The following is a 25,477-nucleotide window of genomic DNA, read 5'->3' as shown; positions in this document are numbered from 1 at the left end:
ATCGATATCTATGTGATGAGGCTGGTGCGCGGCTCGGACGTTGTGTGCCGCCGATGCGCGTGAGGCCATGATTGTCTCTTGAAAAAGCAACAGGCGGCTTGCGCCGCCTGTGGGATCAGTTCTTCTGTCGGCTCACCCTGAGCACATTGGGCATGACGCGGATCTTGCGCATGATGTTGGCCAGATGGATGCGGCCCTTGGTGGTGATAAGCAGGGTGACCAGATAGACGCGACCATCCTTCTCCTCGGTACTGATACCGTGGATGTTGGCACCGGTGGCGGCGATCACGTTGGCCAGCTCCGCCAGGGCGCCCTGATGGTTGACGATCTCGATATGGATGCCGGTCTTGAATTCCAGTTCCTGATCCGGATCCACTTCCCACTGTACCGGCAGGTACTTGTCCGGTTCGCGGCTGTAGCCCTTGATGTTGCGGCACGACTCCTGGTGGATCACCAGCCCCTTGCCCGGGCTGATGTGAGCGATGATGGCATCCCCCGGGATCGGGCGGCAGCAGTTGGCGAAGGTGACCAGCATGCCGTCGGCACCCTTGATCGGCATCTTCTTGCTGCTCCTGGGCTGATCATCCTGGGGCAGCTCATCGGCCTGCATGCGGCGGGCGACCATGACGCTCATGGCATTGCCCAGACCGATATCGGCCAGCAGGCCATGCAGGTTCTCGTGCTTGGTATCGGTCAGTACCTGCTTGATGCGGGCTTCCGGAATGTCCTCTATGTTCTTGGCGCCGAGGGCATGATTGAGCAGGCGACGGCCGAGCACCACGGACTCCTCGGTGCGCAGGTTCTTGAGGAACTGGCGGATCTTGGAGCGAGCCTTGGTGGTCACCACGAAGTTGAGCCAGGCCGCATTGGGGCGGGCCCCCGGCGCCGTGATGATCTCCACCGTCTGACCGGATTGCAGCTGGCTGCTCAGCGGGTAGGGGTGGCGGTCGACCCTGGCCCCCACGCAGGCATGGCCGATGTCCGTGTGCACCGTGTAGGCGAAATCCACCGGGGTGGCGCCGGTGGGCAATTCCATGATGCGTCCCTCGGGGGTGAACACATAGATCTCGTCCGGGAAAAGATCGGTCTTGACCCCTTCGATGAACTCGAACGAGCTGCCGGCGCTCTGCTGCAGCTCGAGCAGGCTCTGCATCCAGCGCTGGGCGCGGATCTGGGCCGTGGTGCCCGAGCTGTCGCCATCCTGCTTGTAGGCCCAGTGGGCGGCAACCCCCTTGTCGGCCATCTGATCCATGTACTCGGTGCGGATCTGCACCTCGACCGGCACCCCGTGCGGCCCCACCAGGGAGGTGTGCAGGGACTGGTAGCCGTTGGTCTTGGGGATGGCGATATAATCTTTAAAGCGGCCGGGACGGGGCTTGTAGAGGCTGTGCATCTGCCCCAGCACCCGGTAACAGGTGTCTATGTCCTTCACCTTGACGCGAAAGGCATAGATATCCATTACCTCATGAAATTGCAGCTCTTTTTTCTCCATCTTGTTGTAGATGGAGAACATGTTCTTCTCGCGGCCGCTCACCTGGGCCTCGATGCCGGACTCCTGCAGTCTCCCCTGGATTTCGCTCTGGATGGACTCGATGATCTCGCGGCGATTGCCACGGGCACGGCGCACCGACTCTTTCAGCACCCGGGAGCGCATGGGGTAGAGGGCCTCGAAGCCGAGCTCTTCCAGCTCGTTCTTCATGGTGTGGATGCCGAGGCGGTTGGCGATGGGGGCGAAGATCTCCAGGGTCTCGCGGGCGATGCGGCGGCGCTTGTCCGGCCGCAATGAGCCGAGGGTGCGCATGTTGTGGGTGCGGTCGGCCAGCTTGATCAGGATGACCCGTATGTCCTGGGTCATGGCCATCATCATCTTGCGGAAGTTCTCGACCTGGGCTTCCTTGCGGTCGCGAAACTTCAGCTTGTCGAGCTTGGAGACGCCGGAGACCAGCTCGGCGACCGCATCGCCAAACAGCTCTGCCAGCTCGGCCTTGGTGACAGGGGTGTCCTCGATGACATCGTGCAGCACGGCGGCCATCAGGGTCTCGTGGTCCAGGCGCATGTCCCCCAGAATGCGGGCAACCGCAACCGGGTGGGTAATATAGGGTTCACCACTGGATCGCATCTGGCCCTGGTGAGCATCGCGGGCTACCACATAGGCTTGCTTGAGTTTCTCAACCTGCTCTGCTGGCAGATAAGAACTAGCTACTTCTTTAAGATTTTCAAATAGATACAAGACATGCCCCGCTGCGGTAATTCAGCAATCCGTGGTATTGAGGGTATACCCCTGAGTTTGCGAGGTTTTCGAGCGGTTGTAAATGGGGGAGAACAGTCGGCACCCGGGCGGGTGCCGGCTTGGAGGACTTAACCGCGCCCTTCGGCGATAGCGGCAACGGCAGCCAGCTCGGCGGCTTCCTGCTCCTGCTGCTCGTAACGGTCCTGGGTATCCATTACTTGATTGTTCACCAGACCCAGCTCGATCTCACGCAGGGCGATCACAGTCGGCTTGTCGTTCTCTTCGTCAACCAGGGGATCTTTACCTTGAACCGCGATCTGACGGGCGCGGCGCGCGGCGACCAGCACCAGGTCAAAACGGTTACCTACCTGTTTTACAGCATCTTCTACAGTAACGCGTGCCATGCAGGACTCCAGTGTTTAAAAATGACGCAAAAGTTTACTTGGTTTTAGCTTATTCCGCCAGTAGCTGTTGTAGCAAGTTTTGTTGTGCCTGCTGCTGGCGGCCCGTCGTCAACCTCTGGCTCTCTATGATGGCCTTGAGTTGGCACAGGGCCAGCTCGAACTCTTCGTTGATGATGACATAGTCATACTCGTCGTAGTGCACCATTTCGGCAACGGCTTTCGCCATGCGACCCCGGATCACCTCTTCGCTGTCCTGGCCGCGGCCGATCAGGCGGCGCTCCAGTTCGGGGCGGCTCGGCGGCAGTATGAAGATGGAGCGGGTCTCCATCTGCGCGCGGATCTGGCGGGCGCCTTGCCAGTCGATGTCGAGAAAGACATCGATGCCCTGGGCCAGGCAGGCCTCGATGGCGGCGCGGGAGGTGCCATAGTAGTTGCCGAACACCTCTGCCCACTCCAGAAAATCGCCGCGCTCGATCAGCGCCTTGAACTCATCTACCGGCACGAAATGGTAGTGCACCCCGTTCTCTTCCCCCGGGCGCATGGCGCGGGTGGTGTGGGAGACGGAGAGCTGCATCCGGCCGGCGGCTTCCGGCTGGCTGAGCAGGGCACTGAGCAGACTGGACTTACCCGCTCCGCTCGGGGAGGAGATGATGTAGAGGGTGCCTTGTTGCGCCATGTCCGTACCTTTAAGCGATGATAGTGTTCTGGTTGTAGCAGAGGCTGCCGTCTTGTGCCCGAAGGGGCGACAGCCAAGCACAAAACGCGGAAAATTAAGCCACTGGGGCATATGAAGGCGGCAGATGGTAGCAGACGGCCGCAGATAAAAAAACGGCCGGAATCATATTCCAGCCGATCAAAGGATTCGTAGCTTGCTGTGGGAGTCGCCTCCACACGGCCGTCATTCTGGCGAGCCAGCTGTCGGCTGACCATCAGGTTATCTCTCGCTGATCACTCGGGATTTTCGATGGATCCTGCCATTTGCTGCCAATATTCGTCGAATCGGGCGATCACCCGGGCGATCGGCAGCCTGGCCATGGCGTCCGGATCCTTGAGCCGGGTACGCCAGCTCAACTGATCGAGGGGCTTGCCGGTCTCGGCTTCAATGAGTTCCTGATAGACGCTGACGACCCGATCCCGTGCCAGGTAGGGACCGGTGCGGGCCGGGTTGTGGTGGGCATAAAGGCCGATGACGGGGGTCCCGACCATGGTCGCCATGTGGGTGGGCCCCGTGTCCGGAGCCAGCACCAGGCTCGCCTCCTTGATCAGGGCCAGCAGCTGCTTGAGGCTGGTCTGTCCCACCAGGTCGACCGGCTTGCTCTCGCTTAAGCGCCGGATCTCGGCGGCGAGATCCAGCTCCAGTTGGGCCGGTCCGCCGCACAGGTAGACCTGCATCCCCCTGGCCGCGGCATGGTCTGCCAGGGCGGCATAACCGGCTGCGGTCCAGTTCTTGAAGGGCTTGCTGGCGGCCGCGCAGATGAGCAGGGTGGGCTTGCCGCCAATCTTCTCCTTTGCCCACGCCTGATGTTCCGCGCTGATGGGCAGTTGCCAGTCCGGGGTCAGATCCTGGATGCCCAGCTCCCTGGCGAAGGCGAGGAAGCCATCCAGCACGTGGGGAGAGGCGGGGGAGGGTACCTTGTGATTGGTGAACAGCCATTGGCCATCGTTGGCCCGCTCCCGGTCGAAGCCGAGCTTGACCCCGGCCCGGATGCCGAGGGTGGCGATGCTGGCCCGCAGGGCCGCCTGCAGATGCAGCAGGGCATCGAACCTGCGGCCTGCCAGTCGACGCCACAGATCGCGATAACCGCGCCAGCCCTGGCCCTTGTCGAACGGGATCACCTCGACGCCGGGCAGATCGGCAAACAACCCGGCCTCCAGCTTGCCGGTGACCCAGGTGATGCGGGTCTCTGGCCACGCCCGCTGGATGACGCGCACCAGGGCCAGCGCATGGCAGCAATCCCCGATGGCGGAGAGCCGCAGGATGCAGATGGAAGAGGGTGGCGTTTGGAACGGCAGCATGATGTGGCGCAATGGGTGGGTAATCGATGAATGGCATTATGCAAACTCCCTCGTGGATTGTAAAATTGCGGCCAATCACTGCCCGGAACCCGCCAGATGCAAATTCAAACCGACAAGAACCAGGTGTGCTGGTTTGCCGATGATCACTTCCACAACCCCTCGCCCAGGCTGTTCGATCCCGGCTGGTGGCAGGATCAGGGCAAGGTGGTGGGGTCCGCCATTGGTCGCGGTGTGACCTGGTTCGTGAAGGGGGAGTCGTGCCATCTGGTGTTGCGCCACTACTATCGTGGCGGCATGGTGGGCAAGGTGGTGCGGGATCGCTTCTGGTTCGAGGGGGTGGAGTCGAGCCGGGCCATGGCCGAGTACAGCCTGCTGGCCCGCTTGAGCGAACAGGGCCTGCCGGTACCGCGCCCGTTTGCGGCCCGCATGGTCAAGCAGGGGCCCTTCTATCGGGCCGATATCCTGATCGAGCGCATTCGTGGCGCCAAGGATCTGGTGGCCTTGCTCAAGCGAGGCCCCATTGCGGCCGACATCTGGCTGCGGGTCGGCCAGGCGATCCGCCAGTTGCACGATGCCGGCGTCTATCATGCGGATCTCAACAGCCACAACCTGCTGCTCGACAAGGATCAGAAGGTCTGGGTGATCGATTTCGACAAGGGGGAGCTCCGCGCCCCGGGCAGCTGGCAGCAAGCCAATCTGGAGCGTCTGCTGCGCTCCTTCAACAAGGAGGCGCAGCTGCACACCAGCTTCCACTTCGTGCCCGGGAACTGGCAGACCCTGATGGAGGGTTATCATGGGGCTCGCAGCGGCGGTGCCTGATCCCGGCCCTTCGGCCATGGTCCCGGTTTTTTGCCAGTACCCGGATTGCCGATCCCTTGCCTCGATGCTACTTATTGGGGTTCATGACGAATTTTCACAGTTTCGAGGCGTTTGATGGATGTACTGAAGGCTCCGCTGGCGGATACGGTGACCGAACTGGATTGTTCCTTGATGGCGGATGTCATGGCCATCATGGATGCCGGCGCCTGGCGCTGGCCACAGCATCAGGCGATACAGCGGGATCCCTCCTGCCTGGCGCTGCTGGGTCTCACCCCCGAGACCCTGGATGAGATGAGCTGGCTGGCCCGGGTTCACCCGGATGACATGGGGCGGGTGGCCGAGGCGTTCGCCGCCTGCCTGCATGGGCATGACGCGTTGCGGCTGGACTACCGCATCCTGCACCATGACGGCCACTACATCCGGCTCGACGAGCGGGCCAGCCGCATGGCGAACGGCGATCTGCTCGGCATGGTGCGCCGCTGTCGCCACGCCCAGGCGGCGGAGCCGCAGGGCACGGATCCCCTGACCGGGCTCGAGAGCCGCCGCGACTTCGAACAGCGGCTCGGCGAGCGGCTGAGCCAGGGGGGGGCCTTCTGCCTGCTGCAGCTGACCGTGGACCACAGGGCCAAGATATTACAGCTGTTTGGCGAGGCGGACTGCGACGCCATGCTGGCCAAGCTGGCGCGCATCGTGCGCCACGAGCTGCGCAAGGACGATCCCTTCGCCCGTTGGGATGATGACACCTTCATCCTGATGCTGCCCGGCATAGAGCGGCTCGATGCGCTGGAGATAGCCGAGCGGCTGCGCCTCGAGATTGCCGATGCCAGCCTGCTGCCGGAGCGCCCGGTCACCATCAGCATCGGCCTGGTGCAGCATCAACCGGGGGAGCAGATCGATCACCTGCTCGCCCGGCTCGCCTCCTGCCATGGTCAGGCCCGCCAGGAGCACAACCAGGTCGTCGGCTGAGCACAGCTGTCGGTCAGGCCCGGGCCGGTCGCCCTGGCTTGCACAGCCAGAGGGAGGCCAGCATCAGCAGGCCGCCGACGGCGAGGCGCAGCAGATCCGTCTCCCGCCCCCACAGCATCAGGTTTACCAGCAGACCCGCCGGGATCAGGGCGTTGTTCATGATGGCCAGCACGCCGCTGCTGACCAGGGTCGCGCCCTTGTTCCACAGGAAGTAACCCAGACCGGACGCACCGATCCCCAGCCACAGCAGTATGCCCCACTGCAAACCTGTACTTGGGTATTGCGGCTTGCCGAGCAACCACCAGGCGGGCAGGGCGACAGCCAGGGCTCCCAGATAGAAGCAGCCGAACACGGCATGCTGGGGGGGCTGTTCTGTCTCCCGTGCCAGCAGCACCTTGTAGCCCACCTGCCCCAGGGCGAAGCTGAGGTTGGCCCCCTGTACCACCAGGAATCCCAGCACATAGCTTTCGGTCAGGCCGTCGAAGCGGATGACGGCCGCCCCCAGCACCGCCAGCAGCGCCGCCCACAGATAGGCGGGCTTGAAGCGCCGCTCCAGCAGATCGTGGAGCAGGGTGACGTAGAGGGGGGTGAAGATGGTGAACACCAGCACTTCCGGCACCGTCAGCAGCAGGAAGGAGTGGTAGTAGAACAGATACATGATGCCGAGCTGGATGGCGCCGAGGGCCATCAGCTTGAGGGCCAGATCCGGGCGCAGCCAGCGTCGGCGCAGGAAGGGCAGAAATACCAGACTGGCGAGGGCGATGCGGGTCAGCACGGAGAAGTAGGCATCCACCTGACCGGCCAGATAGACCCCGATCAGGCTGAAGGAGAAGGACCAGAGCAGGGTAACCCCTATCAAGTAGTTCATGTGTTTGATTTATCGTCAGTTGTCAATTTGGAGGTGGCTATGATGGCCGAGTTGGAAGGCGCGATCCAGCGTTTATGGGAGCGATTGCCACAGATCGGATCTTTTGCCTTCGAGGCGAGCAACGGGGCGGGTTCCGCAACCGACTGGTGCGGTCGCGGCGAGGGGGAGGTGCGGGTGACCCATCATCAGGGGGGCTGGCTGTTCACCGAGCAGGGCCGCTACACCACGCCCCATGGCAAGGTGCTGGCCATGCACAACCGCTTCTGGTGGCAGCGCACCGCGCGGGGGATCATGCTTTCCCATCTGCGCCATGAGCAGCCGGTCGAGCTGTTCGAGCTGTTGCCGCAAGGGGATGGTCGCTGGCTGACCGCGGAGCCCCACCGCTGTGGTCAGGATCACTACAGCGCCGAGCTGACCCTGAGGGAAGACGGCTTTCTGCTCGCCTGGCAGATCAGGGGCCCGCGCAAGAACGAACACCTGGGTTACCGCTATCGGGCCCGGTGACGGATCCCGGCCATAAAAAAACCGGTGCAGGGCACCGGTTGCGGGAGTGCGGGTTCCTTGGCGCACCTCGCCGGGCAGGCGAGGGGTCGCCAGTCACACTGGGTGGCCGTCAGGCATGGAAGGCATGCCCCAGCATGGCCTGCAGCCTGCTGTCGAACAGCCAGGGCAGCAGCACCATCAGCAGGCCGAGCAGGCCCGTCACCTTGTGGCGGTACTGCCAGCCGGCGATCAGCACCAGGCCGCCACACAGGGAGGTCAGGATGCCTGACACAGGTTCTCCTGACGGCTGCGTCTCTGCTGGGCCCACTGGTTCATGGCGACCGAGCCCAGGATCAGGGCCAGTGCCACCCCGGTGGTGGAGTGGATCTGCTCGCCGAGGAAGAGGGCGCCCAGCACCACCCCGAACAGGGGTACCAGATAGTTGCTGAAGGAGGCGAAGGTGGGGCCCGCCTTCTGGATCAGCGCCATGTAGAGGAAATAGACCAGGCCGGTACAGAAGATGCCCAGCATGACCACGGCGCCGATGGCGCGCTGGCCCGGCAGGGTGAGTCGGTCGAAGTCGATCAGGAAGGGGGCGGCGATCAGCAGCTGGATGGCGGAGGAGATGAGGATGTTGCGTGCCACCACCACCGGGTGATCCTTGGCGAAACGCTTGATCATCAGCAGGCCGATGGCGAAGCAGCTGGCACCGAACAGTATGGCCATGGCGCCCAGCAGGCCGGCATTCATGCCGCCAGCCAGCTCGGGCCAGAACAGCACCAGCACGCCGACGAAACCGATCACCACGGAAAGCAGGCCGCTCTTGGTGATCTTCTCCCCCGAGATGAACAGCGGCGCCATCAGTATGGTGACGAAGGGGATGCAGCCCATCACCACGGCGGCGATGGCGCTATCCACGTACTGTTGACCCCAGGCCACCATGATGAAGGGGATGGTGGCATCGAGCAGGGCGATCAGCATGTAGGTGCGCCAGGGGGTATGTTCGCTCTTGAGGCGCATGAACAGGCAGAGCAGGCCCAGGGTCAGGCTGCCGCACAGGGCACGTCCGGCGGCCACCAGTATGGGGGGCAGCTCGGCCACGGCCTGATGCATGAAGATGAACTGGGAACCCCACAGCAGGCCGATGGCCAGCAGTAACAGATAACTACGCATGTCTTGTCTCGTTGTCGGTGATGCAATCAATGAGCGCATTCTAGGGAGTCTGCTACTATGTCGAAAATGAATTGTTGGCATCAAGCCATGGTGAATATCGATGGAACTCTCCCTCGCCCGTCTCGACCTCAACCTGCTCACCCTGTTCGATGTGCTGATGCAGGAACGCAACGTCACCCGCGCCGCCGAACGGCTGCACCTCTCCCAATCCACCGTCAGCCACGCCCTGGGGCGCTTGCGCCAGGCGCTGGATGATCCCCTGTTCGTCATGAGCCGGCGAGAGATGATGCCGACCGAGCGGGCCAAGGCCCTGGCGGGGCCGGTGCGCCAGGCGCTGGCCATGCTGGAGCAGGGACTGCGCCAGGCCAAGGGGTTCGACCCCGCCAGCGCCCATCGGGTGTTTCGCATGGCCCTGCCCGGCTCGGTGGAGCATGGCCTGGTGCCAGCCATGGTGGAGCGGCTCCATGAGCTGGCGCCCCATTGCCGGCTGGAGGTGTGCGAGCTGGCGGCCAGCGACTACGAGCGGGAGCTTGAGAAGGGAGAGCTGGATCTGGTGGTGGGCTTCGCCGGTGCGGATCATCTCTCCCCCCGGCTGTGGCGCGAAGACTGGTTCAGCAACCCCCTGGTCTGTCTGTCACCCCTCGGCAGCGCGCTGCCCGATACCCTGGGGCCGGCCGAGCTGATCGGTCGACCCCATATACACACCTCCAGCTGGGGCCACAGCCAGGCCATGGTGGATCTCTGGCTGGCCCGCTTCGGGGTGGAGCGGGAGCTGGGGGTGCGGCTGCCGAGCTTCATGGCGGTACCCCAGCTGATGGCGACCGGCCGCTACCTGGTGGTGGTGCCCGAGATGATAGGGCGCCACTTCAGCCAGCACTATCCGCTGCGGCTGCACCAGCTCGAGCCCGCCATTCCCATCGTCTACCTGATGGCGGGCCATCCCCTGAGCGCCCACGACGAGGCGATCCGCTGGCTCAAGGGGGAGCTCCATGCCCTGGCCCTGGCGCGCTACGGGCTGACACCGCTCGGCCCGGCCTGAGCCGGATCAGGGGAAGTAGTTGAGCCCCATGGCGCCCTTTACCTCCGCCAGCACGGCGGCCGTGATGACGCGGGCCTGCTCTGTGCCCTGGTGCAGCAGGCGGAGCAGCTCGCCGCGATCGGCCAGGGCCTGTTGCCTGCGGGCCCGCATCGGCGCGAGCAGGCTCTGCAGGCAGTCGTTCAGCACCTGTTTGCAGCGCATGTCGCCGAGGCCGCCACGGCGATAGTGGGCCTTCATCTCGGCCACCAGGGCCTTGTCCGGGTGGAAGGCATCCAGATAGGCGAATACCGTATTGCCTTCCACCTGACCCGGGTCGCTCACCCTGAGATGGTTGGGGTCGGTATACATGGCGAACACCGCCTGCCGGATCGCCTCTTCCGACATGCCGAGCTCTATGGTATTGCCGAGGGACTTGGACATCTTGGCCTTGCCGTCGATGCCGGGCAGGCGGCCGGTGTCGCTCAGGATGGGCTGGCACTCGGTCAGCACCTCCCTGCCCACCAGGGCATTGAAGCGGCGTACTATCTCGTTGGCCTGCTCCAGCATGGGCAGCTGATCCTCCCCCACCGGCACGTGAGTGGCGCGAAAGGCGGTGATGTCGGCGGCCTGGCTGACGGGATAGACCAGAAAACCGGCGGGAAGGCTGCGCTCGAACCCTTTTTGCTGGATCTCCGCCTTGACGGTGGGGTTGCGCTCCAGCCGGGCGACGCTGACCAGATTGAGGTAGTAGCTGGTGAGCTCGGGGAGGGCGGGCAGGGCGCTCTGCAGGCAGAAGGTGGTCTTTGCCGGATCCAGACCGGCGGCCAGGTAGTCGGCCATCACCTCCAGCACGTTGCCGCTCACCCTGGCCGGGTCGTGGCCGTTGTCGGTCAGCGCCTGCAGATCGGCGATCATCACGAACTGGCGATAATGGTGCTGGGCCTCGACGCGCTGACGCAAGGAGCCGACGTAGTGGCCTATGTGCAGTTTGCCGGTGGGACGATCGCCGGTCAGTATGATGGGTGCTTGCATGTCACTCTCTCCAGTCAGGGTGGGCCGGGAGGCGACAAAGGGATGAAAACAATGACCGCCTCTCGGCGGTCACGGTGTTTTCTTTGGGAAAAAAGAATAGAAACGCGGTGCCGCCTGTTTAGGAGCGGCACCACCAGTGCTTGTGGTTGAATGCGGTCATGTTCATGGCATATCAAGCTACGCCTGTTTGCTCACTTCTGCAAGGGCACCACCAGCAGGTCACAGGGCACGGTATTCATCAGCTGACGGGCGCTGGAGGTCAGCAGGCTCCAGAAGCTCTGGCGGTGGCCGCACACCAGCAGATCGATGTCGTAATCGCGCACCGCCTGGTTGACCCGCTCGCTGAGATCGCCGCAGATCACCAGCTTCTTCTCGATGGGGTACTCCACCGGCGCCAGGAACGCCTCCAGCTTCTCTTTCGCCTCGGCGATCACCTGATCCTGCACGTTGTCGATGTCGATATCGATCATCTCGGTGTAGAGATCCTTGAGGTCGACGTCCACATGGATCACCGACAGCTTGGCGCCGTTGGAGATGGCCCTGTCCACCGCCTTCTCTATTACCTTGCGGTTGTCCTCCGACAGGTCGATCGCGACCAGCACATGTTGGTAATGGGTTCCGCTCATGGGATTCTCCTCACAGGTGTTCCCTTCACTATACCAATCTCTGTTGCAACTAAAATGTCAGTCTCGTCACAGCCTGGCGCGGCGATGGCATCCTGTCGTGCCACCTGTGTGAGCCAGCTCCCCTTGCGGACAGAATATGGCGATAAAACGAGCAGAAATATGACGGGGGTCACTGTGCTCGCCTTGCCCGTCATCCGCGCTCGGCATAGGATGTGGCCGTGTCTCGCAACGAGCACCATAACAAGAAGCATCTGAATACCGCTTTGGGAGCCGATGGCTCCCTTTTGTTTTTCCGGCCCATTTTCTCCGGGCCACCCTTCGCCACATCAAGGCCATCTTCGCACCGGCTGGCTATGATCAAGCCTGTTCCCGCAGGAGAAGTACCATGATCATCCATCCCCAGATCCAGGGCTGCGTCGCCCGCAATTGCCATCCCATCGGCTGTCGCGCCGCCGTGGAGCAACAGATAGCCGAGATCCGTGCCGCCGGCCCCTTCAACGGGCCCAGGCGGGTGCTGATCCTGGGGGCCTCCTCCGGCTTTGGGTTGGCGTCGCGCATCGCCCTCACCTTCGGGGCCGGGGCGAACACCATCGGGGTCTCGTTTGAGCGTGGTCCATCCGATCAGGGCATCGGCAGCGCGGGCTGGTACAACAACATCTGGTTCAAGCAGGCCGCCGAGCGGGAGGGCTACCAGGCCATCAACCTGATCGGTGACGCCTTCTCCGACGCCATGCGCCAGCAGGCCATCGCCACCATACGCCAGCTGTGGGGAGAGGTGGATCTGGTCATCTACTCATTGGCCAGCGGTCAACGGGTACTGGCGGACGGACGCCGGGTGCGCTCCGTGCTCAAGGCCACGGGGCAGCCCTTCACCGGCTGGGGGCTCAGCCTGGAGCACAATGCCCTGGTGGAGCAGACCCTGCCGCTGGCCAGCCCCGAGGAGATCCACGATACCGTCACAGTGATGGGGGGTGAGGACTGGCAGCAATGGATGCAGGCCCTGCAGGATGCCGACTGTCTGGCCCCCGGGGTGCAGACGGTGGCCTACTCCTACATAGGCCCCGCATCCACCTATCCCCTTTATCGGGACGGCACCATAGGCTACGCCAAGGAGCACCTGCACGGCACCGCCGAGGCGATCAACCTGCAGCTGGCCGAGCTTGGCGGCCATGCCTGGGTCAGCGTCTGCAAGGCGCTGGTGACCAAGGCGAGCGCCTATATTCCCGTACTGCCCGTCTATCTGGGGCTGCTGATGGGGGTGATGAAGGAGCGCGGGGTGCACGAGGGCTGCATCGAACAGATGCGGCGCCTGTTTGCCGACAAGATGTATGGGGCCGAGGGGGTGATCGCCGATGGCAACCGGCTGATCCGCATGGATGACCACGAGCTGGATCCGGCCATTCAGGCCGCGGTCTCGGCGCTCTGGCCCAAGGTCACGCCCGAGAACTTCACCAGCATGGGGGACTTCGCCGGATTGAGGCGGGACTTCATGCAGCTCAACGGCTTCGAGCTGCCCGGGGTGGATTATGAGGCGCCGGTCAACATAGACGCCCTCGGCGAGCTGGAGCCCTAGGTCGGCCTGCACCGTCCTTGCCGTCCTCGGTCAGCGGGCACCTTAAGCCAGGCTGCGGATGACCATGGTGCAAGGGCGGGAGCCGACATCGCCATAGCCGCCCTCGGCGAGCTGGCGCCCTAGGCCAGGCTACGGATGGCCAGGATGCGGGGGGCGGCGGCCATCACCGTCTGGTTGCGCCCCTGGCGCTTGGCCTGATACATGGCCATGTCGGCCCTGTGAATGAGGGGGATCAGCGCCTCGGCCTCGCTCTCCCGACTGGCGATCCCCAGGCTGATGGTCATGGCCGCCTGGCCCGCTTGCTGCTCAGTGGCCACCCGTTTGCGCAGCGCTTCCGCCAGATGCCAGCAGTCCGTGGCCGGCAGGGGAATGGCCACCAGAAATTCCTCGCCGCCCCAGCGCCCGATCAACTCCCTGTCCGGCGCCCATTCCCCGAGCAGCCTGCCCAGGCGGGCGATGGCGGCATCCCCGGCGCTGTGACCATGCTGGTCATTGATCTGCTTGAAGTGATCTATGTCGATGATGATGAGCGAGAGGGGCCCGGGCCGGGACCAGATGCGCTGGATCCGCTCCAGCAGGGCGTGGCGGTTGGCGAGCCCGGTCAGCTGATCGAAGGTGGCCAGCCGATAGAGGCGCCGTGAGCTGCGGTGCAGCCGGTAGGTGGTGATGCCGAGCAGCAGCAAGGCGCTGAGCAGCAGCATCACCAGGATCAGCTGATAGTTGCGGGTACGCTGCTGGTGGACAAGCTGCTGGCGGCGCTGCTCGTTTTCCAGCACCAGCCTGTGGTTGTCGCCCTCGCTGCGGGCAAGATCCATCTGTGCCTGGAAGGCGGCCGTGTGTTCACTCAGGGTGCGATTGAAGCGGCGGCGATAATCGGCCTGATGCTCCTGCAGCGCCCGATAGGCGGCGGGGTAGTTGCCCTGTCTGGCCAGCAGATCGGCCCGCAGCCGCTGGCCGGCGAGGTCCAGCGTCTGGGCATGGCCCAGCAGCGCCAGGGCCTGACCCTGCTCGCCCTGGCCACTCAGGGCCTGGGCCCGGGTGGTGAGCAGATGCCGGGGGGAGGGGTAGCCGAGCTGCCGATAGAGGGCTTCTGCCTGATCCAGAGTGCGCAGCGCCGCCGAGCCATTGCCCTCGGCATTGAGGGCCTGGGCGAGATAACCCAGCATGGTGGCGCGCCGTCCCGGGGAGAGGGCCGGGTTGGCCAGCTGGCTGTCGAGCAGCTGCCGTGCCTGGGCCGGGCGGCCCATGTCGAGATAGAGTCGTGCCATGCCCGTCTTGATGAGTGCCTGGCTGCTGGGTTCATCCAGCCGCAGATTGCGCTGCAGGGCGTCCAGGTAGTGATCCTCGGCCTGCTGGTGCAGCCCTATGTCGGCGTAGAGATCGCCCAGTGTGATGAGCAGCTGCACGCACTGCAGCCGGGCCAGCTTGCTCTGCTGGTTGAGTTGACGCTTGAGCAGGAAGGCGCTTCTGAGCTCGGCGACCGCCAGTTGCAACTGGTCGGTGCGATAGTGCGCCAGGCCGTTCAGGGCATGCCACTGAGCCAGCTGTGCCGGATTGTCCTGCAGGGCTGGCTTGAGTCGGGCGAGCAGGGTGAGGGCCTGATCCGGGGCTGAGGTGTCCAGGGAAAGAGCCACCTGCTGCAGCTCGAAATCCCGCAGCCGGGTCGACTCCTGATGGGCGGCGGCCAGGGTTCTGGCTCTGGCGTTGTCGAGCTGGGCGCTGCGGTAATCCCCCTGGGCGGCCTTGGCCAGGGAGCGGGCATGGAACAGCTCCATGTCCTGACCAGAGACGGCGTTGAGCTGGGCGAGATAGCTGGCGGGATCGCGCATCGCGCGCCACTCGGCGTCCTGCAACAGGGATGGACTGGCCTGGACCTGGGCCAACCAGCACAGGAGCAGCAGAAGATAGCGGTACATTTCAGAGGGGGTCCCGGATCATGGGCGCCATCATAAGGGTTACGCTTGGGCACGGCATGCGTCATCATCTTGCCATACCCATATGGGGGGTAGAATGAGCCCTGGATTGAAACAGCAGCAAATCCTGTGACAACGGGTTGATCCGGGAAGGGTTCGTCGCGACAATCGAAACCAAATCACAGTGGAGAATCAACATGTTGGCCCAAGCCATGATCGAGAAGCTGAACGAACAGATAAATCTGGAGTTCTATTCCTCCAACCTCTATCTGCAGATGAGCGCCTGGTGCGAGGACAAGGGCTTCGAAGGGGCCGCCACCTTCCTGCGCAAGCATGCGGTGGAGGAGCGCCAGCACATGGAGCGCCTGTTCACCTATGTGAGCGAGACCGGCGCCATGCCGATCCTGGGTGCCATCAGCGCCCCTCCCCACGAGTTCACCACCCTGGGAGACGTCTTTCGCACCACGTTGGAGCACGAGCACCACATCACCCAGTGCATCAACGGTCTGGCTCATGTCGCCTTCACGACTCAGGACTATTCCACCTTCAACTTCCTGCAGTGGTATGTGGCCGAGCAGCATGAGGAAGAGAAGCTGTTCAAGAGCATAGTGGACCGCCTCAACCTGGTGGGCGAAGACGGCAAGGGCCTCTACTTCATCGACAAGGAGCTGGCCGAGCTGGCCAAGGCGGCCCCCGCCAGCGTCATGGATGGCAACGCCTGATAGTCGTGGACACTTAGTGTTCAACCAGTACAATACGGCCCCCTTGTGGGCCGTTTTCTTTTGCTGCTGCCATGAAACCGCCGCTGCGGTTTCTGCTGGCGGCCATGACGGCCCCCGTAGCAGGGGCCGTGTTTCTTTTGATGGGTGTGTGATGATGAAGCAGTTTGATGTGGTGGTGATCGGCGCCGGGGCGGCCGGCTTGATGTGTGCGGCCCAGGCTGGCTACCGGGGGCGCTCCGTGCTGCTGCTGGACAACGCCAAGAAACCGGGCCGCAAGATCCTCATCAGCGGCGGCGGCCGCTGCAACTTCACCAACCATCAGGCCGGTCCCCACGCCTTCCTCTCGGGCAATCCGCACTTCTGCAAATCGGCGCTGGCGCGCTACACCCAGCAGGATTTCATCGATCTGGTGGACAGGCACGGGGTGAACTATCACGAGAAGACGCTAGGTCAGCTGTTCTGTGACGAAAGCGCCAAGGATATCGTCGAGGTATTGCTCACCGAGTGTGACTGGGCCGGGGTGACCCTGCAGTGCCAGACCGAGACCCTCTCCGTCGGCAAGAGCGAAGAGGGCTTCGTGCTGACCACCAGTCAGGGGGAGGTCAACTGCCACTCGCTGGTGGTGGCCACCGGCGGCCTCTCCATGCCCAAACTCGGCGCCACTCCGTACGGCTTCAAGCTGGCGGAGCAGTTCGGCCTCAACGTGTTGCCCACCCGCGCCGGTCTGGTGCCCTTCACCCTGCATCAGGAGCAGAAAGAGGCCTTCGCCGATCTCGCCGGGGTCAGCCTGCCGGTGGCGGTGACCGCCGAGGATGGCACCCGCTTCAAGGAGGCCATGCTGTTCACCCACCGCGGCCTCTCCGGCCCCGCCATCCTGCAGATATCCTCCTTCTGGCTGGCGGGGGAGAAGATCCACATCAACCTGCTGCCCGAGCTGGATATACCGGCGGCCCTCAAGGCCTGGGCGCTGGCCCATCCGGCCCAGGAGCTGAAAACCGTGCTGGGGCGTGAGCTGCCCAAGCGCTTCGTCGACAAGCTGGTGGAGCTGGGGCAGCTCAACAGCAAGCCCATGCGTCAGTACAACGAGCGGGAGCTGGAGGCGGTGGCCACCCTGCTGGGGGACTGGCAGATACTGCCGAACGGCACCGAAGGCTATCGCACCGCCGAGGTGACCCTGGGGGGGGTGGATACCAGGGAGCTCTCTTCCAAGACCATGGAAGCGCGCAAGGTGCCCGGTCTCTACTTCGTCGGCGAGGTGGTGGACGTGACCGGCTGGCTCGGTGGCTACAACTTCCAGTGGGCCTGGTCATCTGGCTGGGTAGCTGGCCAGTACTGCTGATGATGCAGCCCGGTGTCGTCGATGACCACGATCACGGGCTCAATAGTGACAACTTCCAATGGGTCTGTAACTCCCTCCGGCTGGGTAGCTGGTCAGTACTGCTGATGATGCAGCCCGGAGTCGTCGATGACCACGATCACGGGCTCAGTAGTGACAACTTCCAATGGGTCTGTCATCCCCTCCGGCTGGGTGGCTGGCCAGTACTGCTGACGCACCCTTGTTCTCATCAACGTCCGACGCGGCCTCTCAGGCCGCGTTTTTTATGGGTGGCATCCCTCGCGGGGCGACCCGCTAGCCCTTGCGGATCGTCGGCAAGAAGGCGGTCAGCAAGCCGATGAGCGGCAAGTAGGCGCAGAACTGGTACACGGTTTCTATGCTGGTGGCATCGGCCAGCTGACCCAGCAGGGCGGCCCCTATGCCCCCCATGCCGAAGGCGAAGCCGAAGAATAGGCCCGAGATGGTGCCGACCTTGCCGGGCACCAGCTCCTGGGCGTAGACCAGGATGGCGGAGAAGGCCGATGCCAGGACGAGGCCGATGATCACCGAGAGCACCGAGGTCCAGAACAGGTCGACGTGGGGCAGCAGCAGGGTGAAGGGGGCGACCCCCAGGATGGAGATCCAGATCACCCGCTTACGGCCGATGCGGTCACCGACCGGCCCGCCGAGCACGGTACCCGCCGCGACGGCGAACAGGAAGGCAAACAGATGGAACTGGGCGCTATCCAGGGACAGGCTGAACTTGTCCATCAGATAGAAGGTGTAATAGCTGCTCAGGCTGGTCATGTAGAAGAACTTGGAGAACATCAGCAGGCCCAGGATGGCCAGCGACCAGCCGATCTGGCGGCGGCTCAGGCCACTGCCGGCATGGGCCTTCATCCGCTTGTGGAAGTTGGTCCCGTGATGGCTGGACCAGCGCCCGACCAGGCAGAGCACCATGACGCCCACCAGGGCGAACAGCGAGAACCAGGCGGCGCTGCCCTGTCCCTGCGGCATTATGATGAGCGCGGCGAGCAGCGGACCTATGGCCGAGCCGAGGTTGCCGCCGATCTGGAACAGGGATTGGGCCAGGCCCGGCTGGTTGCCGGCCGCCATGCGGGCGACCCGGGAGGATTCCGGATGGAAGACGGAGGAGCCCATGCCGATCAGCATGGCCGACAGCAGCACGGCGCCAAAGCTGCCCGCCTGTGACAGGGAGAGCAAGCCTATCAGGGTGAAACCCATGCCGAGGGGCAGAGAATACGGCATGGGCCTGCGGTCCGTGTAGAGGCCGATCAGCGGCTGCAACAACGAGCCCGTGAACTGGTAGGTGAGGGTGATGAGCCCTATCTGGGTGAACGACAGATCGAGCCCCAGCTTCAGCAGCGGATAGATGGCCAGCAGCACCGATTGCATCATGTCGTTCAACAGGTGCGAGAAGCTGATGGCGGCAATCACCGGATAAGTGGTGGTGTTCAGGGGGTCGGCCGAGGGCGGAGCGGCGATCGGCGTGTCGGTACTCAGGGTCTTGTCCATGGGTGAGGTATCTGCGGTTTCACACTCCCTCTACCATGCCCTATCCAGGTGCATCTTGACATAACCAAAGTGGGCGAACGCCGGGGCTGCTCTCGATCGGCGTGCAAGCCGTGCATGCTGAAGGTGTGGGGATGGCAGGTCAGATCTTGTGCTTGGCGCGTGGCGGATTAGTATAGAAAGCCTGCCGCCGCTATCCGGCCCATCGCCCGCCATGGAGGGAACATGTTCGAAAGCCTGGGAGTCATCAACGTCTGGACCTATCTGGTGGGGCTCTTCTTCATCATCATAGCGCCGGGTCCCAACTCCATTTATGTGCTGCGCACCGCCGCGGTGCGGGGCATTGGGCCTGGCTATCGCGCCGCCCTCGGGGTCTTCGTCGGCGATGCCATCCTCATCTTCTGCGCCTATCTGGGGATCGCCTCCCTCATTCGCACCACCCCCCTGCTGTTTACCCTGGTGCGTTATCTGGGCGCCATCTACCTGCTCTATCTGGGGGTGAAGATCCTCCATGCCAACTTCATCGCCAGGCGCGAAGGGCAGGAGTCTGCGGTGGAACTGGGGGAGCGCTATTTCTCCAAGGCCCTCACCCTGAGCCTCACCAACCCCAAGGCGATCCTGTTCTACGTCTCCTTCTTCGTGCAGTTCATCGACTTCAGCTATGCCCACACCTGGATCTCCTACCTGGTGCTGGCCGGCATGCTGGAGGCCATGAGCTTCGTCTACCTGACCCTGCTGATCTTCGGCGGCACTCTGATGGCCCGCTTCTTTGCGCGCAAGGTGCGCCTCGCCAAGCTGGGTAACGGACTGATAGGCCTGTTCTTCATGGGCTTCGCCGCGAGACTGGCGACGCTCTCTTCCTGATATCAGCCTCTACGCTAAATCGGGCTGAAGATGGCAGCCCGATCCTCTCTTTTTCAATCCTGTTATGGTGCCATCCCCCCTGATTTGATCGGGGTTCGTCGTCCATGCCAGATTCCTTCTATGGTGCGTGCCGGTGGCCAGAGGCCAGCGGGCACTATGCTCGAGGATCAGACAATGTTGCTGGCGGTGTTTGAACGGGCGGCGCTGATGACGCTCTTGCTCCTGGCCTACGTCGCCGTGGTGGCGGATCGGCGCTGACGTCAATGACATGAATAGGAAGACCCGGGCCAAGGCCCGGGTCTTTTCGTTGGTACCAGCGACGCTTAGCGCGGCGGCAGGCCCAGCAGGGCGCGCAACTGGTGCGCGGTGGCCTCGACCGCTGGCCAGTCGCGGCCGGTGACAGTGACGTGGCCCATCTTGCGACCGGGGCGGGCCTCGCCCTTGCCATAGAGGTGCAGGTGCACCCCGGGCAGGGCCAGGGCGCCGGCCCAGTCCGGCGTGCCGTCTTGCCACAGATCCCCGAGCAGGTTCAGCAGGATGGCGGGCTGAACCTCAGCCTGCGCCGGCAGCGGCAGATCGCACAGGGCGCGCACCTGCAACTCGAACTGGCTGCAACCGGCGTTGTCGATGCTGGGATGACCCGAATTGTGGGGGCGGGGGGCCATCTCGTTGACCAGCAGCTCACCGCCGACCAGGAAGAACTCCACCGTCAGCACACCCACGTAGTCGAGGGCGGCGATGATGTGCTCGGCGATGCGCTGGGCCTCGCGCTCCAGGGCGGGCACATTGGCCGGGGAGCGGGTCTGATCCAGGATGCCGCCGCTGTGCCAGTTTTGCACCAGAGGCAGGGCACTGATGGCACCGCTCGGACTGCGGGCCAGGGTGAGGGCAAACTCCCCCTCCAGGGGCAGGCGCTTCTCCAGCACGCAGGGGACGCCGCTGGCGGTCAGGGCCGCTGGCAATTCGCCCGCATTGTGGATAGTCCACTGCCCCTTGCCATCGTAGCCCTCGCGGGCGGTCTTGAGGATGGCGGGGAAGAGGTCGCTGGGCAGGGCGGGCAGCGGCTCGCCCGGCAGCAGGGTCAGGTTCGGGGCGACCGGCACGCCGGCGCGGGTCAGGAAGGCTTTCTCTTCCCGGCGATCCTGGCAGACACGCACGGCGCTGGCGGCCGGGCGCACCGGCTTGTGTTGCTCCAATAGGGCCAGGGAGGCGGCGGGCACGTTCTCGAACTCGCAGGTGATGGCGTCGCAGCGGCTGGCCAGATCGCGCAGGGCCTCGGCATCGTCATAGGAGGCCACTATCTGCTCGTCGGCGGCCGCGCCGGCGATGCTGGCGGGATCCGGATCCAGCACGATGACCTGGTAGCCGAGACGGTGGGCAGACATCACGAAGTAGCGGCCGAGTTGGCCGCCACCCAGCATACCCAAAGTGGCGGGGGGCAGTATCATGCCGGGTCCTCCAGGGTGAGGGCCAGCACCCGATCGCGCTCCTTGGCGCGAAAGCCCTCGAGCTGCTGGTGATAACGGGGGGCATCGCCGTCTTGCGCGACGGAGAGCAGGGAGACCGCAAACAGACCGGCGTTGGCGGCCCCCGCCTCGCCGATGGCGAAGGTGGCGACCGGTACCCCCTTGGGCATCTGGACGATGGAGAGCAGGGAGTCCATCCCCTTGAGCTGACGGGTGGGGATGGGTACGCCCAGCACCGGGATTGTGGTCTTGGCGGCCAGCATTCCCGGCAGGTGGGCGGCGCCGCCGGCCCCGGCGATGATGGCGCGCAGGCCGCGCTCGCGGGCACTGGCGGCATATTCGAACAAGAGATCCGGGGTGCGATGGGCGGAGACGACGCGCGCCTCGTAGGGCACGCCGTGCTCCTTGAGGATACGGGCGGCTGCCTGCATCACGGGCCAGTCAGAGTCGGAGCCCATTACCAGGCCGATCAAAGGGGGGGTCGTCATTACGGCTTCCTCGGGGGTGTCAAACGTTTGCCGCATGTTACCAAAAAGCCGTGGGATCTGGCTCAACATTTCTTGTTTCTGGCCCCGTCTGATGGTCGGCAACAGGGGGGAGGCAGCGGGGTGGGGCAACATCTGTGCCACTCGGCACCATCTGTTGGGAAAAAACGATAACAGCAATCCAGATGGCTATACATCCAATCTGGCTCTGCCTATAATCCCCCCCGCTTTGGCGCATCATGCTTAAAAGGGAATCCGGTGAGAATCCGGAGCTGGCGCGCAGCGGTAAGGGGGAGCGAAGCGACATCAGGGCACTGCCGTCAGGTGGGAAGCCGTCGCCGTAGGCCATCAGCCCCCGAGCCCGAAGACCTGCCAAAGTTCGTATTCCCGCCGAGAGAAACCGGCATAAGGAATAGATACTTACGCGAACTTAAGGATCTGTGATGTCCAAGAAATTATGGGTGGCCGCCCTGTTGCCGACGGCCGCCTTCGCCCAGACCACCATCCCCGTCAACCCCACCATGGTGGTGACCGCCAATCGGGTCGAACAGCCCGCCAGCGCCGTACTCGCGCCCGTCGTGGTGATCGAGCGCGCCGAGATCGAGGCCCGTCAGGTGCAGAGCTTGCCGGATCTGCTCAAGACCCTGCCGGGGGTACAGATCACCACCCTGGGTGGTCGTGGCCATCAGAGCAGCCTCTTCATCCGCGGCACCAACTCCAACCACTCCCTGGTGCTGGTCAATGGCCGCCCCATCGCCGCCATGGTGACCGGCGCCCCGGACCTCAGCCAGATCCCCCTTGGCAATATCGAGCGCATCGAATACATACGGGGCCCGCGCGCGGCCGTGTATGGCTCGGATGCCATCGGTGGCGTCATCAACCTGATCACCCAGACCTCCGCCAAACATGGCAGCGAGACTCACCTGAAGGGTGGGGTGGGCAGCCATGGTTATGGCCAGGGCCAACTGCGCAGCGTGCAGGCACTGGGGGCCGGCACGGACGCCAATATGATGATCGGTTACGAGCGCACCGACGGTTACGACGTGGTGGCCGCGGCCGACCAGCCGGATCGGGACGGCTTCGACAGCCTCAATGGTCAGCTGGGCTTCAACCACGCCTTCAACCAGGCCTGGAGCGCCGACATCAACGCCCAGGGTTACGACAACCAGACCGAGATGGACGATCCCTATCTGGGGGCGGATCAGAGCCGGGTACAGGCGTTTCAGTATGATGGCGCCGTCAAGTATCAGGGCGAGCACTTCAACAGCAGGCTCGAGGCCAGCTATGGCGAGAACAAGCTGAAGAACTGGCTGGAGAGCCAGGGCGAATCCTCTGCCAACCCCATTCATACCGGGCTGACCCGCTTCTCCTGGCTGAGCAGCTGGAGTGGCGTCGAGGGGCTGACCCTGACCGGTGGTGCGGACTGGCAGCAGGAACAACTGAAGTCGGACTCCCGGGCCAGTGGCCAGGCCTATGATGCCCCGGATCGGGACAACAAGGGGTTGTTTGCCGTCGGCAGCTATCGCTGGCAGGCCCTGCTGATGGAGCTGTCCGGTCGCACCGATGACAACGAACAGTACGGGCGTCACAACACCTGGTCTGCGGCCACCGGCCTGGACATAGATGACAGCCACAACGTGCGACTGAGCTATGGCACCGCATTCAAGGCGCCGACCTTCCTCGATCTCTACTATCCAGGCTATGAGAATCCGGACCTGAAGCCGGAGGAGAGCAAGAACCTGGAGCTGGACTTCTCCGGCCGTTACACCGGCTGGGACTGGTCGCTGAACCTGTATCGCAACCAGATCCAGAACCTGATCGCCTGTCAGAGCGCTTTCTCCAGTTGCAAGCCGGACAACACGGATGCCGATATCCGCGGCGTGGAAGTGGCGCTGGGGCTGGAAACCGGCCCGGTCCATCACGAGTTCAACTACGACTATACCCGTGCCAAGGACAAGAACGACGACGACCGTCAGCTGGTGCGTCGTGCCAAGCACAAGGCCGGCTGGCTGGCACAGGTGCAGACTGGCCCGGTCAACTGGTCGAGCGAGCTCATCTATACCGGCAAACGTGACGACAAGGATTTCAGCAGCTGGCCGGCCGAGCGGGTCGAACTGGGCTCTTACACCCTGCTGAATCTGGGAGCCACCTATGCGGCGACGCCTCAGCTGACCCTGGGTGGGCGCATCGACAACCTGCTCGACAAGCAGTACGAGTCCGCGGTCGACTACCCGGGTCTGGGCACCGAGTTCCGCCTGACGGCAGACTACAAGTTCTGATCCCGAGGCAACCGCTCGCAAAAAACAGGCCCTGCCATGAGCGGGGCCTTTTCTATTGGCGGGGGGCGGGAGTATGATCCCCCCCTCGCAGCGTGAGGGGGTGCAGGTGGCTAATATTCTGGTGTTCGATTCTGGTATGGGGGGGCTGAGCGTCTATCGCGAGATCCGTCAGTCACTGCCGAACCACAACTACTATTACTGCTTCGACAACGCCAATTTCCCCTACGGTGAGCTGAGCGAACCTGCCCTGATCCAGGCCTGTGTCGGCCTGGTAAGCCGCATGGTGGCCCAACTTGCCATCGATCTGGTGGTGATCGCCTGCAACACCGCCAGTACCCTGGCCCTGCCGGCGCTGCGCAGCGCGCTCTCCATTCCGGTGGTGGGGGTGGTACCCGCCATCAAGCCCGCCGCCACCCTGACCCGCAACGGCTGCATCGGCCTGCTGGCGACACCGGGCACTGTAGCCCGTCCCTATACCCATGAACTGATCGCCCAGTTTGCGCCCGGCAAGCGGGTGCTGCTCAAGGGCACCACTGAACTCGTCATCGAGGCCGAACAGAAACTGGCGGGGAAGGCAGTCGATATGGCGCTGCTGCAAACTGTGCTGGCGGATTGGCTGACGGGGGAGGAGCGTCCGGATACCCTGGTGCTGGGTTGCACCCACTTTCCCCTGCTCGATAGCGAGATCCAACGCCTCATGCCTGGCTGCCGGCTGGTGGACTCGGGGGCGGCGGTCGCCAAGCGGGTGTCCCATCTGCTGGCCAGTCATGACATGACAGAGAGTGTCGGGACTCCCCAGGCCCATGCCTACTGCACCCGGCTGGATGATGAGGCCAAAAAACTGACAGCCCCCTTGCAAGCTTGGGGGCTGTCTACCTTAACCGAAGTGATGGACTGAGAGATCAGGCATCGACGTCGTTCGTCTCGGTCTCTTCCTTGTCTCGCTTGTCATTGGCCTCACGGACCTTGAGGGTGCGCTGCTGATACTCCTTGTCATTGAGCGCGGCGATGGCCTTGGCCGCATCGGCGGCGGGCATCTCGACAAAACCAAATCCCCGGCGCTTGCCAGTCGCCTTGTCCTTCATCAAGCGCACAGAGATCACCTGACCCTGCTCGGCAAACAGTTCGCGCACGGCGATCTCGTTGGCACGATAAGGCAGGTTGCCTACATATAAGGTGCACGTCTCTTGCGGGGTGCCGTTGGCCGCCGCGGTTGCGGGGGCCTTTTTCAGGCACAGGGGAACTATGAAGCCACCAATCGCCAAGCCGACGGCGAAGATCACCTCGGCTTTCAAAGAGAACTGCAGCGCTTGGGCAACCAGATAACCAATCAAAGCCAATAGCAGGGCCAGCACCGCAGCCTGCATATAAACGGGAAACTTGGATAAATTCATCTTTAAAGACCTTTTGTAAATGAAAGCAAAAAAGGTGCAACACTATATTCACCACCATGGTAACCAGCTTTCCTGGATGACGCCACCACGGCCACTCGGTACAGATATTTCCACTCAAGTATGATGCCACTCGCGGCCTCCTGCCTACTTTAATGGTCGCTAAACGGGGCATAAATCACGCTTCTGTGGATAAACCTGTATATATGTTTGGGGTAAGCTGTTTCTAATTGAATGTACTGTCATTTATGTGATTTTCTTCAAAAAATCTCTTGCCTGGCTGCGCGCCATCCCTATAATG

25 protein-coding genes and 1 riboswitch are annotated in these 25,477 nt (G+C 63.4%); of the genes, 10 read left to right on the top strand and 15 right to left on the bottom strand.

Annotated features, from left to right (window positions below):
* Positions 1 to 115: 115 nt before the first annotated feature.
* From spoT to BN1119_RS15870, 4 genes are all read right to left on the bottom strand, one after another.
* Positions 116 to 2,230, bottom strand: coding sequence for a bifunctional GTP diphosphokinase/guanosine-3',5'-bis pyrophosphate 3'-pyrophosphohydrolase (gene spoT / locus BN1119_RS15885; protein ID WP_042000206.1), 2,115 nt, complete (start codon positions 2,228 to 2,230; stop codon positions 116 to 118).
* Positions 2,231 to 2,358: 128 nt separating this feature from the next.
* Positions 2,359 to 2,634 carry a DNA-directed RNA polymerase subunit omega gene (gene rpoZ, locus BN1119_RS20220; protein ID WP_005307060.1) on the bottom strand — a complete coding sequence of 92 codons (276 nt, stop codon included), beginning with the start codon at positions 2,632 to 2,634 and terminating at the stop codon, positions 2,359 to 2,361.
* Between the two features lie 49 nt (positions 2,635 to 2,683).
* Positions 2,684 to 3,310: a guanylate kinase gene (gene gmk, locus BN1119_RS15875; protein WP_042000201.1), complete on the bottom strand. Its 627-nt coding sequence runs from the start codon at positions 3,308 to 3,310 to the stop codon at positions 2,684 to 2,686.
* A gap of 272 nt (positions 3,311 to 3,582) precedes the next feature.
* Positions 3,583 to 4,662: a glycosyltransferase family 9 protein gene (locus BN1119_RS15870; protein ID WP_042000198.1), complete on the bottom strand. Its 1,080-nt coding sequence runs from the start codon at positions 4,660 to 4,662 to the stop codon at positions 3,583 to 3,585.
* Positions 4,663 to 4,746: 84 nt separating this feature from the next.
* On the opposite strand from BN1119_RS15870, the gene BN1119_RS15865 reads away from it, so the two are divergent.
* Together BN1119_RS15865 and BN1119_RS15860 are read left to right on the top strand one after the other, a co-directional pair.
* Entirely contained in the window at positions 4,747 to 5,469 is a 723-nt protein-coding gene (locus BN1119_RS15865; protein WP_042000195.1) for a 3-deoxy-D-manno-octulosonic acid kinase, read from the top strand.
* Positions 5,470 to 5,583: 114 nt separating this feature from the next.
* On the top strand, positions 5,584 to 6,435 hold the full coding sequence (locus BN1119_RS15860; protein ID WP_042000191.1) for a sensor domain-containing diguanylate cyclase: 852 nt from the start codon (positions 5,584 to 5,586) through the stop codon (positions 6,433 to 6,435).
* A gap of 13 nt (positions 6,436 to 6,448) precedes the next feature.
* Here BN1119_RS15860 and BN1119_RS15855 read toward each other — a convergent pair whose 3' ends face one another.
* Positions 6,449 to 7,303, bottom strand: coding sequence for a carboxylate/amino acid/amine transporter (locus BN1119_RS15855; protein WP_042000189.1), 855 nt, complete (start codon positions 7,301 to 7,303; stop codon positions 6,449 to 6,451).
* Positions 7,304 to 7,345: 42 nt separating this feature from the next.
* On the opposite strand from BN1119_RS15855, the gene BN1119_RS15850 reads away from it, so the two are divergent.
* Positions 7,346 to 7,807, top strand: coding sequence for a DUF6314 family protein (locus BN1119_RS15850; RefSeq protein WP_084205518.1), 462 nt, complete (start codon positions 7,346 to 7,348; stop codon positions 7,805 to 7,807).
* 109 nt (positions 7,808 to 7,916) lie between these two features.
* Here the strand turns inward: BN1119_RS15850 and BN1119_RS20215 are convergent, their stop codons facing one another.
* Both BN1119_RS20215 and BN1119_RS15845 read right to left on the bottom strand, forming a co-directional pair.
* On the bottom strand, positions 7,917 to 8,078 hold the full coding sequence (locus tag BN1119_RS20215; RefSeq protein ID WP_084205513.1) for a hypothetical protein: 162 nt from the start codon (positions 8,076 to 8,078) through the stop codon (positions 7,917 to 7,919).
* Entirely contained in the window at positions 8,063 to 8,959 is an 897-nt protein-coding gene (locus BN1119_RS15845) for a DMT family transporter (RefSeq protein WP_042000185.1), read from the bottom strand. Before BN1119_RS15845 ends, BN1119_RS20215 begins: the two co-directional genes overlap by 16 nt.
* A 100-nt stretch (positions 8,960 to 9,059) precedes the next feature.
* Here BN1119_RS15845 and BN1119_RS15840 point away from each other — a divergent pair, with 100 nt between their 5' ends.
* Positions 9,060 to 9,998: a LysR family transcriptional regulator gene (locus BN1119_RS15840; RefSeq protein WP_042000182.1), complete on the top strand. Its 939-nt coding sequence runs from the start codon at positions 9,060 to 9,062 to the stop codon at positions 9,996 to 9,998.
* Positions 9,999 to 10,004: 6 nt separating this feature from the next.
* On the opposite strand, the gene trpS is transcribed toward BN1119_RS15840, so the two are convergent.
* Together trpS and BN1119_RS15830 are read right to left on the bottom strand one after the other, a co-directional pair.
* The gene (gene trpS / locus BN1119_RS15835; RefSeq protein ID WP_042000179.1) at positions 10,005 to 11,009 is read right to left on the bottom strand and encodes a tryptophan--tRNA ligase; all 1,005 of its coding nucleotides are present in this window, start codon (positions 11,007 to 11,009) and stop codon (positions 10,005 to 10,007) included.
* Positions 11,010 to 11,200: 191 nt separating this feature from the next.
* Positions 11,201 to 11,635, bottom strand: coding sequence for a universal stress protein (locus BN1119_RS15830; protein ID WP_042000176.1), 435 nt, complete (start codon positions 11,633 to 11,635; stop codon positions 11,201 to 11,203).
* 385 nt (positions 11,636 to 12,020) lie between these two features.
* On the opposite strand from BN1119_RS15830, the gene fabV reads away from it, so the two are divergent.
* The gene (gene fabV, locus BN1119_RS15825; RefSeq protein WP_042000173.1) at positions 12,021 to 13,208 is read left to right on the top strand and encodes an enoyl-ACP reductase FabV; all 1,188 of its coding nucleotides are present in this window, start codon (positions 12,021 to 12,023) and stop codon (positions 13,206 to 13,208) included.
* 119 nt (positions 13,209 to 13,327) lie between these two features.
* On the opposite strand, the gene BN1119_RS20745 is transcribed toward fabV, so the two are convergent.
* The gene (locus BN1119_RS20745) at positions 13,328 to 15,124 is read right to left on the bottom strand and encodes a diguanylate cyclase domain-containing protein (RefSeq protein ID WP_042000169.1); all 1,797 of its coding nucleotides are present in this window, start codon (positions 15,122 to 15,124) and stop codon (positions 13,328 to 13,330) included.
* Positions 15,125 to 15,318: 194 nt separating this feature from the next.
* On the opposite strand from BN1119_RS20745, the gene ftnA reads away from it, so the two are divergent.
* Positions 15,319 to 15,843 carry a non-heme ferritin gene (gene ftnA, locus BN1119_RS15815; RefSeq protein WP_042000165.1) on the top strand — a complete coding sequence of 175 codons (525 nt, stop codon included), beginning with the start codon at positions 15,319 to 15,321 and terminating at the stop codon, positions 15,841 to 15,843.
* Positions 15,844 to 15,997: 154 nt separating this feature from the next.
* Positions 15,998 to 17,182, top strand: coding sequence for a BaiN/RdsA family NAD(P)/FAD-dependent oxidoreductase (locus BN1119_RS15810; RefSeq protein ID WP_209434931.1), 1,185 nt, complete (start codon positions 15,998 to 16,000; stop codon positions 17,180 to 17,182).
* 92 nt (positions 17,183 to 17,274) lie between these two features.
* Here the strand turns inward: BN1119_RS15810 and BN1119_RS21070 are convergent, their stop codons facing one another.
* The gene (locus BN1119_RS21070; protein WP_280136495.1) at positions 17,275 to 17,397 is read right to left on the bottom strand and encodes a hypothetical protein; all 123 of its coding nucleotides are present in this window, start codon (positions 17,395 to 17,397) and stop codon (positions 17,275 to 17,277) included.
* A 76-nt stretch (positions 17,398 to 17,473) separates the two neighbouring features.
* Positions 17,474 to 18,694: an MFS transporter gene (locus BN1119_RS15805; RefSeq protein WP_042000161.1), complete on the bottom strand. Its 1,221-nt coding sequence runs from the start codon at positions 18,692 to 18,694 to the stop codon at positions 17,474 to 17,476.
* A gap of 222 nt (positions 18,695 to 18,916) precedes the next feature.
* On the opposite strand from BN1119_RS15805, the gene leuE reads away from it, so the two are divergent.
* Complete coding sequence (gene leuE, locus BN1119_RS15800) at positions 18,917 to 19,555, top strand: leucine efflux protein LeuE (RefSeq protein ID WP_042000158.1); 639 nt, start codon at positions 18,917 to 18,919, stop codon at positions 19,553 to 19,555.
* A 323-nt stretch (positions 19,556 to 19,878) separates the two neighbouring features.
* On the opposite strand, the gene BN1119_RS15795 is transcribed toward leuE, so the two are convergent.
* Positions 19,879 to 21,003 (bottom strand): 5-(carboxyamino)imidazole ribonucleotide synthase, encoded by a 1,125-nt coding sequence (locus BN1119_RS15795; protein WP_042000154.1) that lies wholly within the window; start codon positions 21,001 to 21,003, stop codon positions 19,879 to 19,881.
* Complete coding sequence (purE, locus tag BN1119_RS15790; RefSeq protein ID WP_042000151.1) at positions 21,000 to 21,509, bottom strand: 5-(carboxyamino)imidazole ribonucleotide mutase; 510 nt, start codon at positions 21,507 to 21,509, stop codon at positions 21,000 to 21,002. The genes BN1119_RS15795 and purE overlap by 4 nt, the downstream gene beginning before the upstream one ends.
* 210 nt (positions 21,510 to 21,719) lie before the next feature.
* Positions 21,720 to 21,897: riboswitch (cobalamin riboswitch) on the top strand.
* 52 nt (positions 21,898 to 21,949) lie between these two features.
* Here purE and BN1119_RS15785 point away from each other — a divergent pair.
* Together BN1119_RS15785 and murI are read left to right on the top strand one after the other, a co-directional pair.
* Positions 21,950 to 23,785, top strand: coding sequence for a TonB-dependent receptor domain-containing protein (locus tag BN1119_RS15785; protein WP_042000148.1), 1,836 nt, complete (start codon positions 21,950 to 21,952; stop codon positions 23,783 to 23,785).
* A 106-nt stretch (positions 23,786 to 23,891) separates the two neighbouring features.
* Positions 23,892 to 24,683 (top strand): glutamate racemase, encoded by a 792-nt coding sequence (murI, locus tag BN1119_RS15780; RefSeq protein WP_042000458.1) that lies wholly within the window; start codon positions 23,892 to 23,894, stop codon positions 24,681 to 24,683.
* A 4-nt stretch (positions 24,684 to 24,687) separates the two neighbouring features.
* On the opposite strand, the gene BN1119_RS15775 is transcribed toward murI, so the two are convergent.
* The gene (locus BN1119_RS15775; protein ID WP_042000144.1) at positions 24,688 to 25,179 is read right to left on the bottom strand and encodes an RNA recognition motif domain-containing protein; all 492 of its coding nucleotides are present in this window, start codon (positions 25,177 to 25,179) and stop codon (positions 24,688 to 24,690) included.
* Between the last annotated feature and the right edge of the window lie 298 nt (positions 25,180 to 25,477).

Origin of the sequence: Aeromonas bivalvium (assembly GCF_000819765.1) — a bacterium.
GTDB classification, from domain to species: domain Bacteria; phylum Pseudomonadota; class Gammaproteobacteria; order Enterobacterales; family Aeromonadaceae; genus Aeromonas; species Aeromonas bivalvium.
Note: the sequence above shows the minus strand (reverse complement) of the source record. Positions and strands in the feature narration are given on the sequence as shown.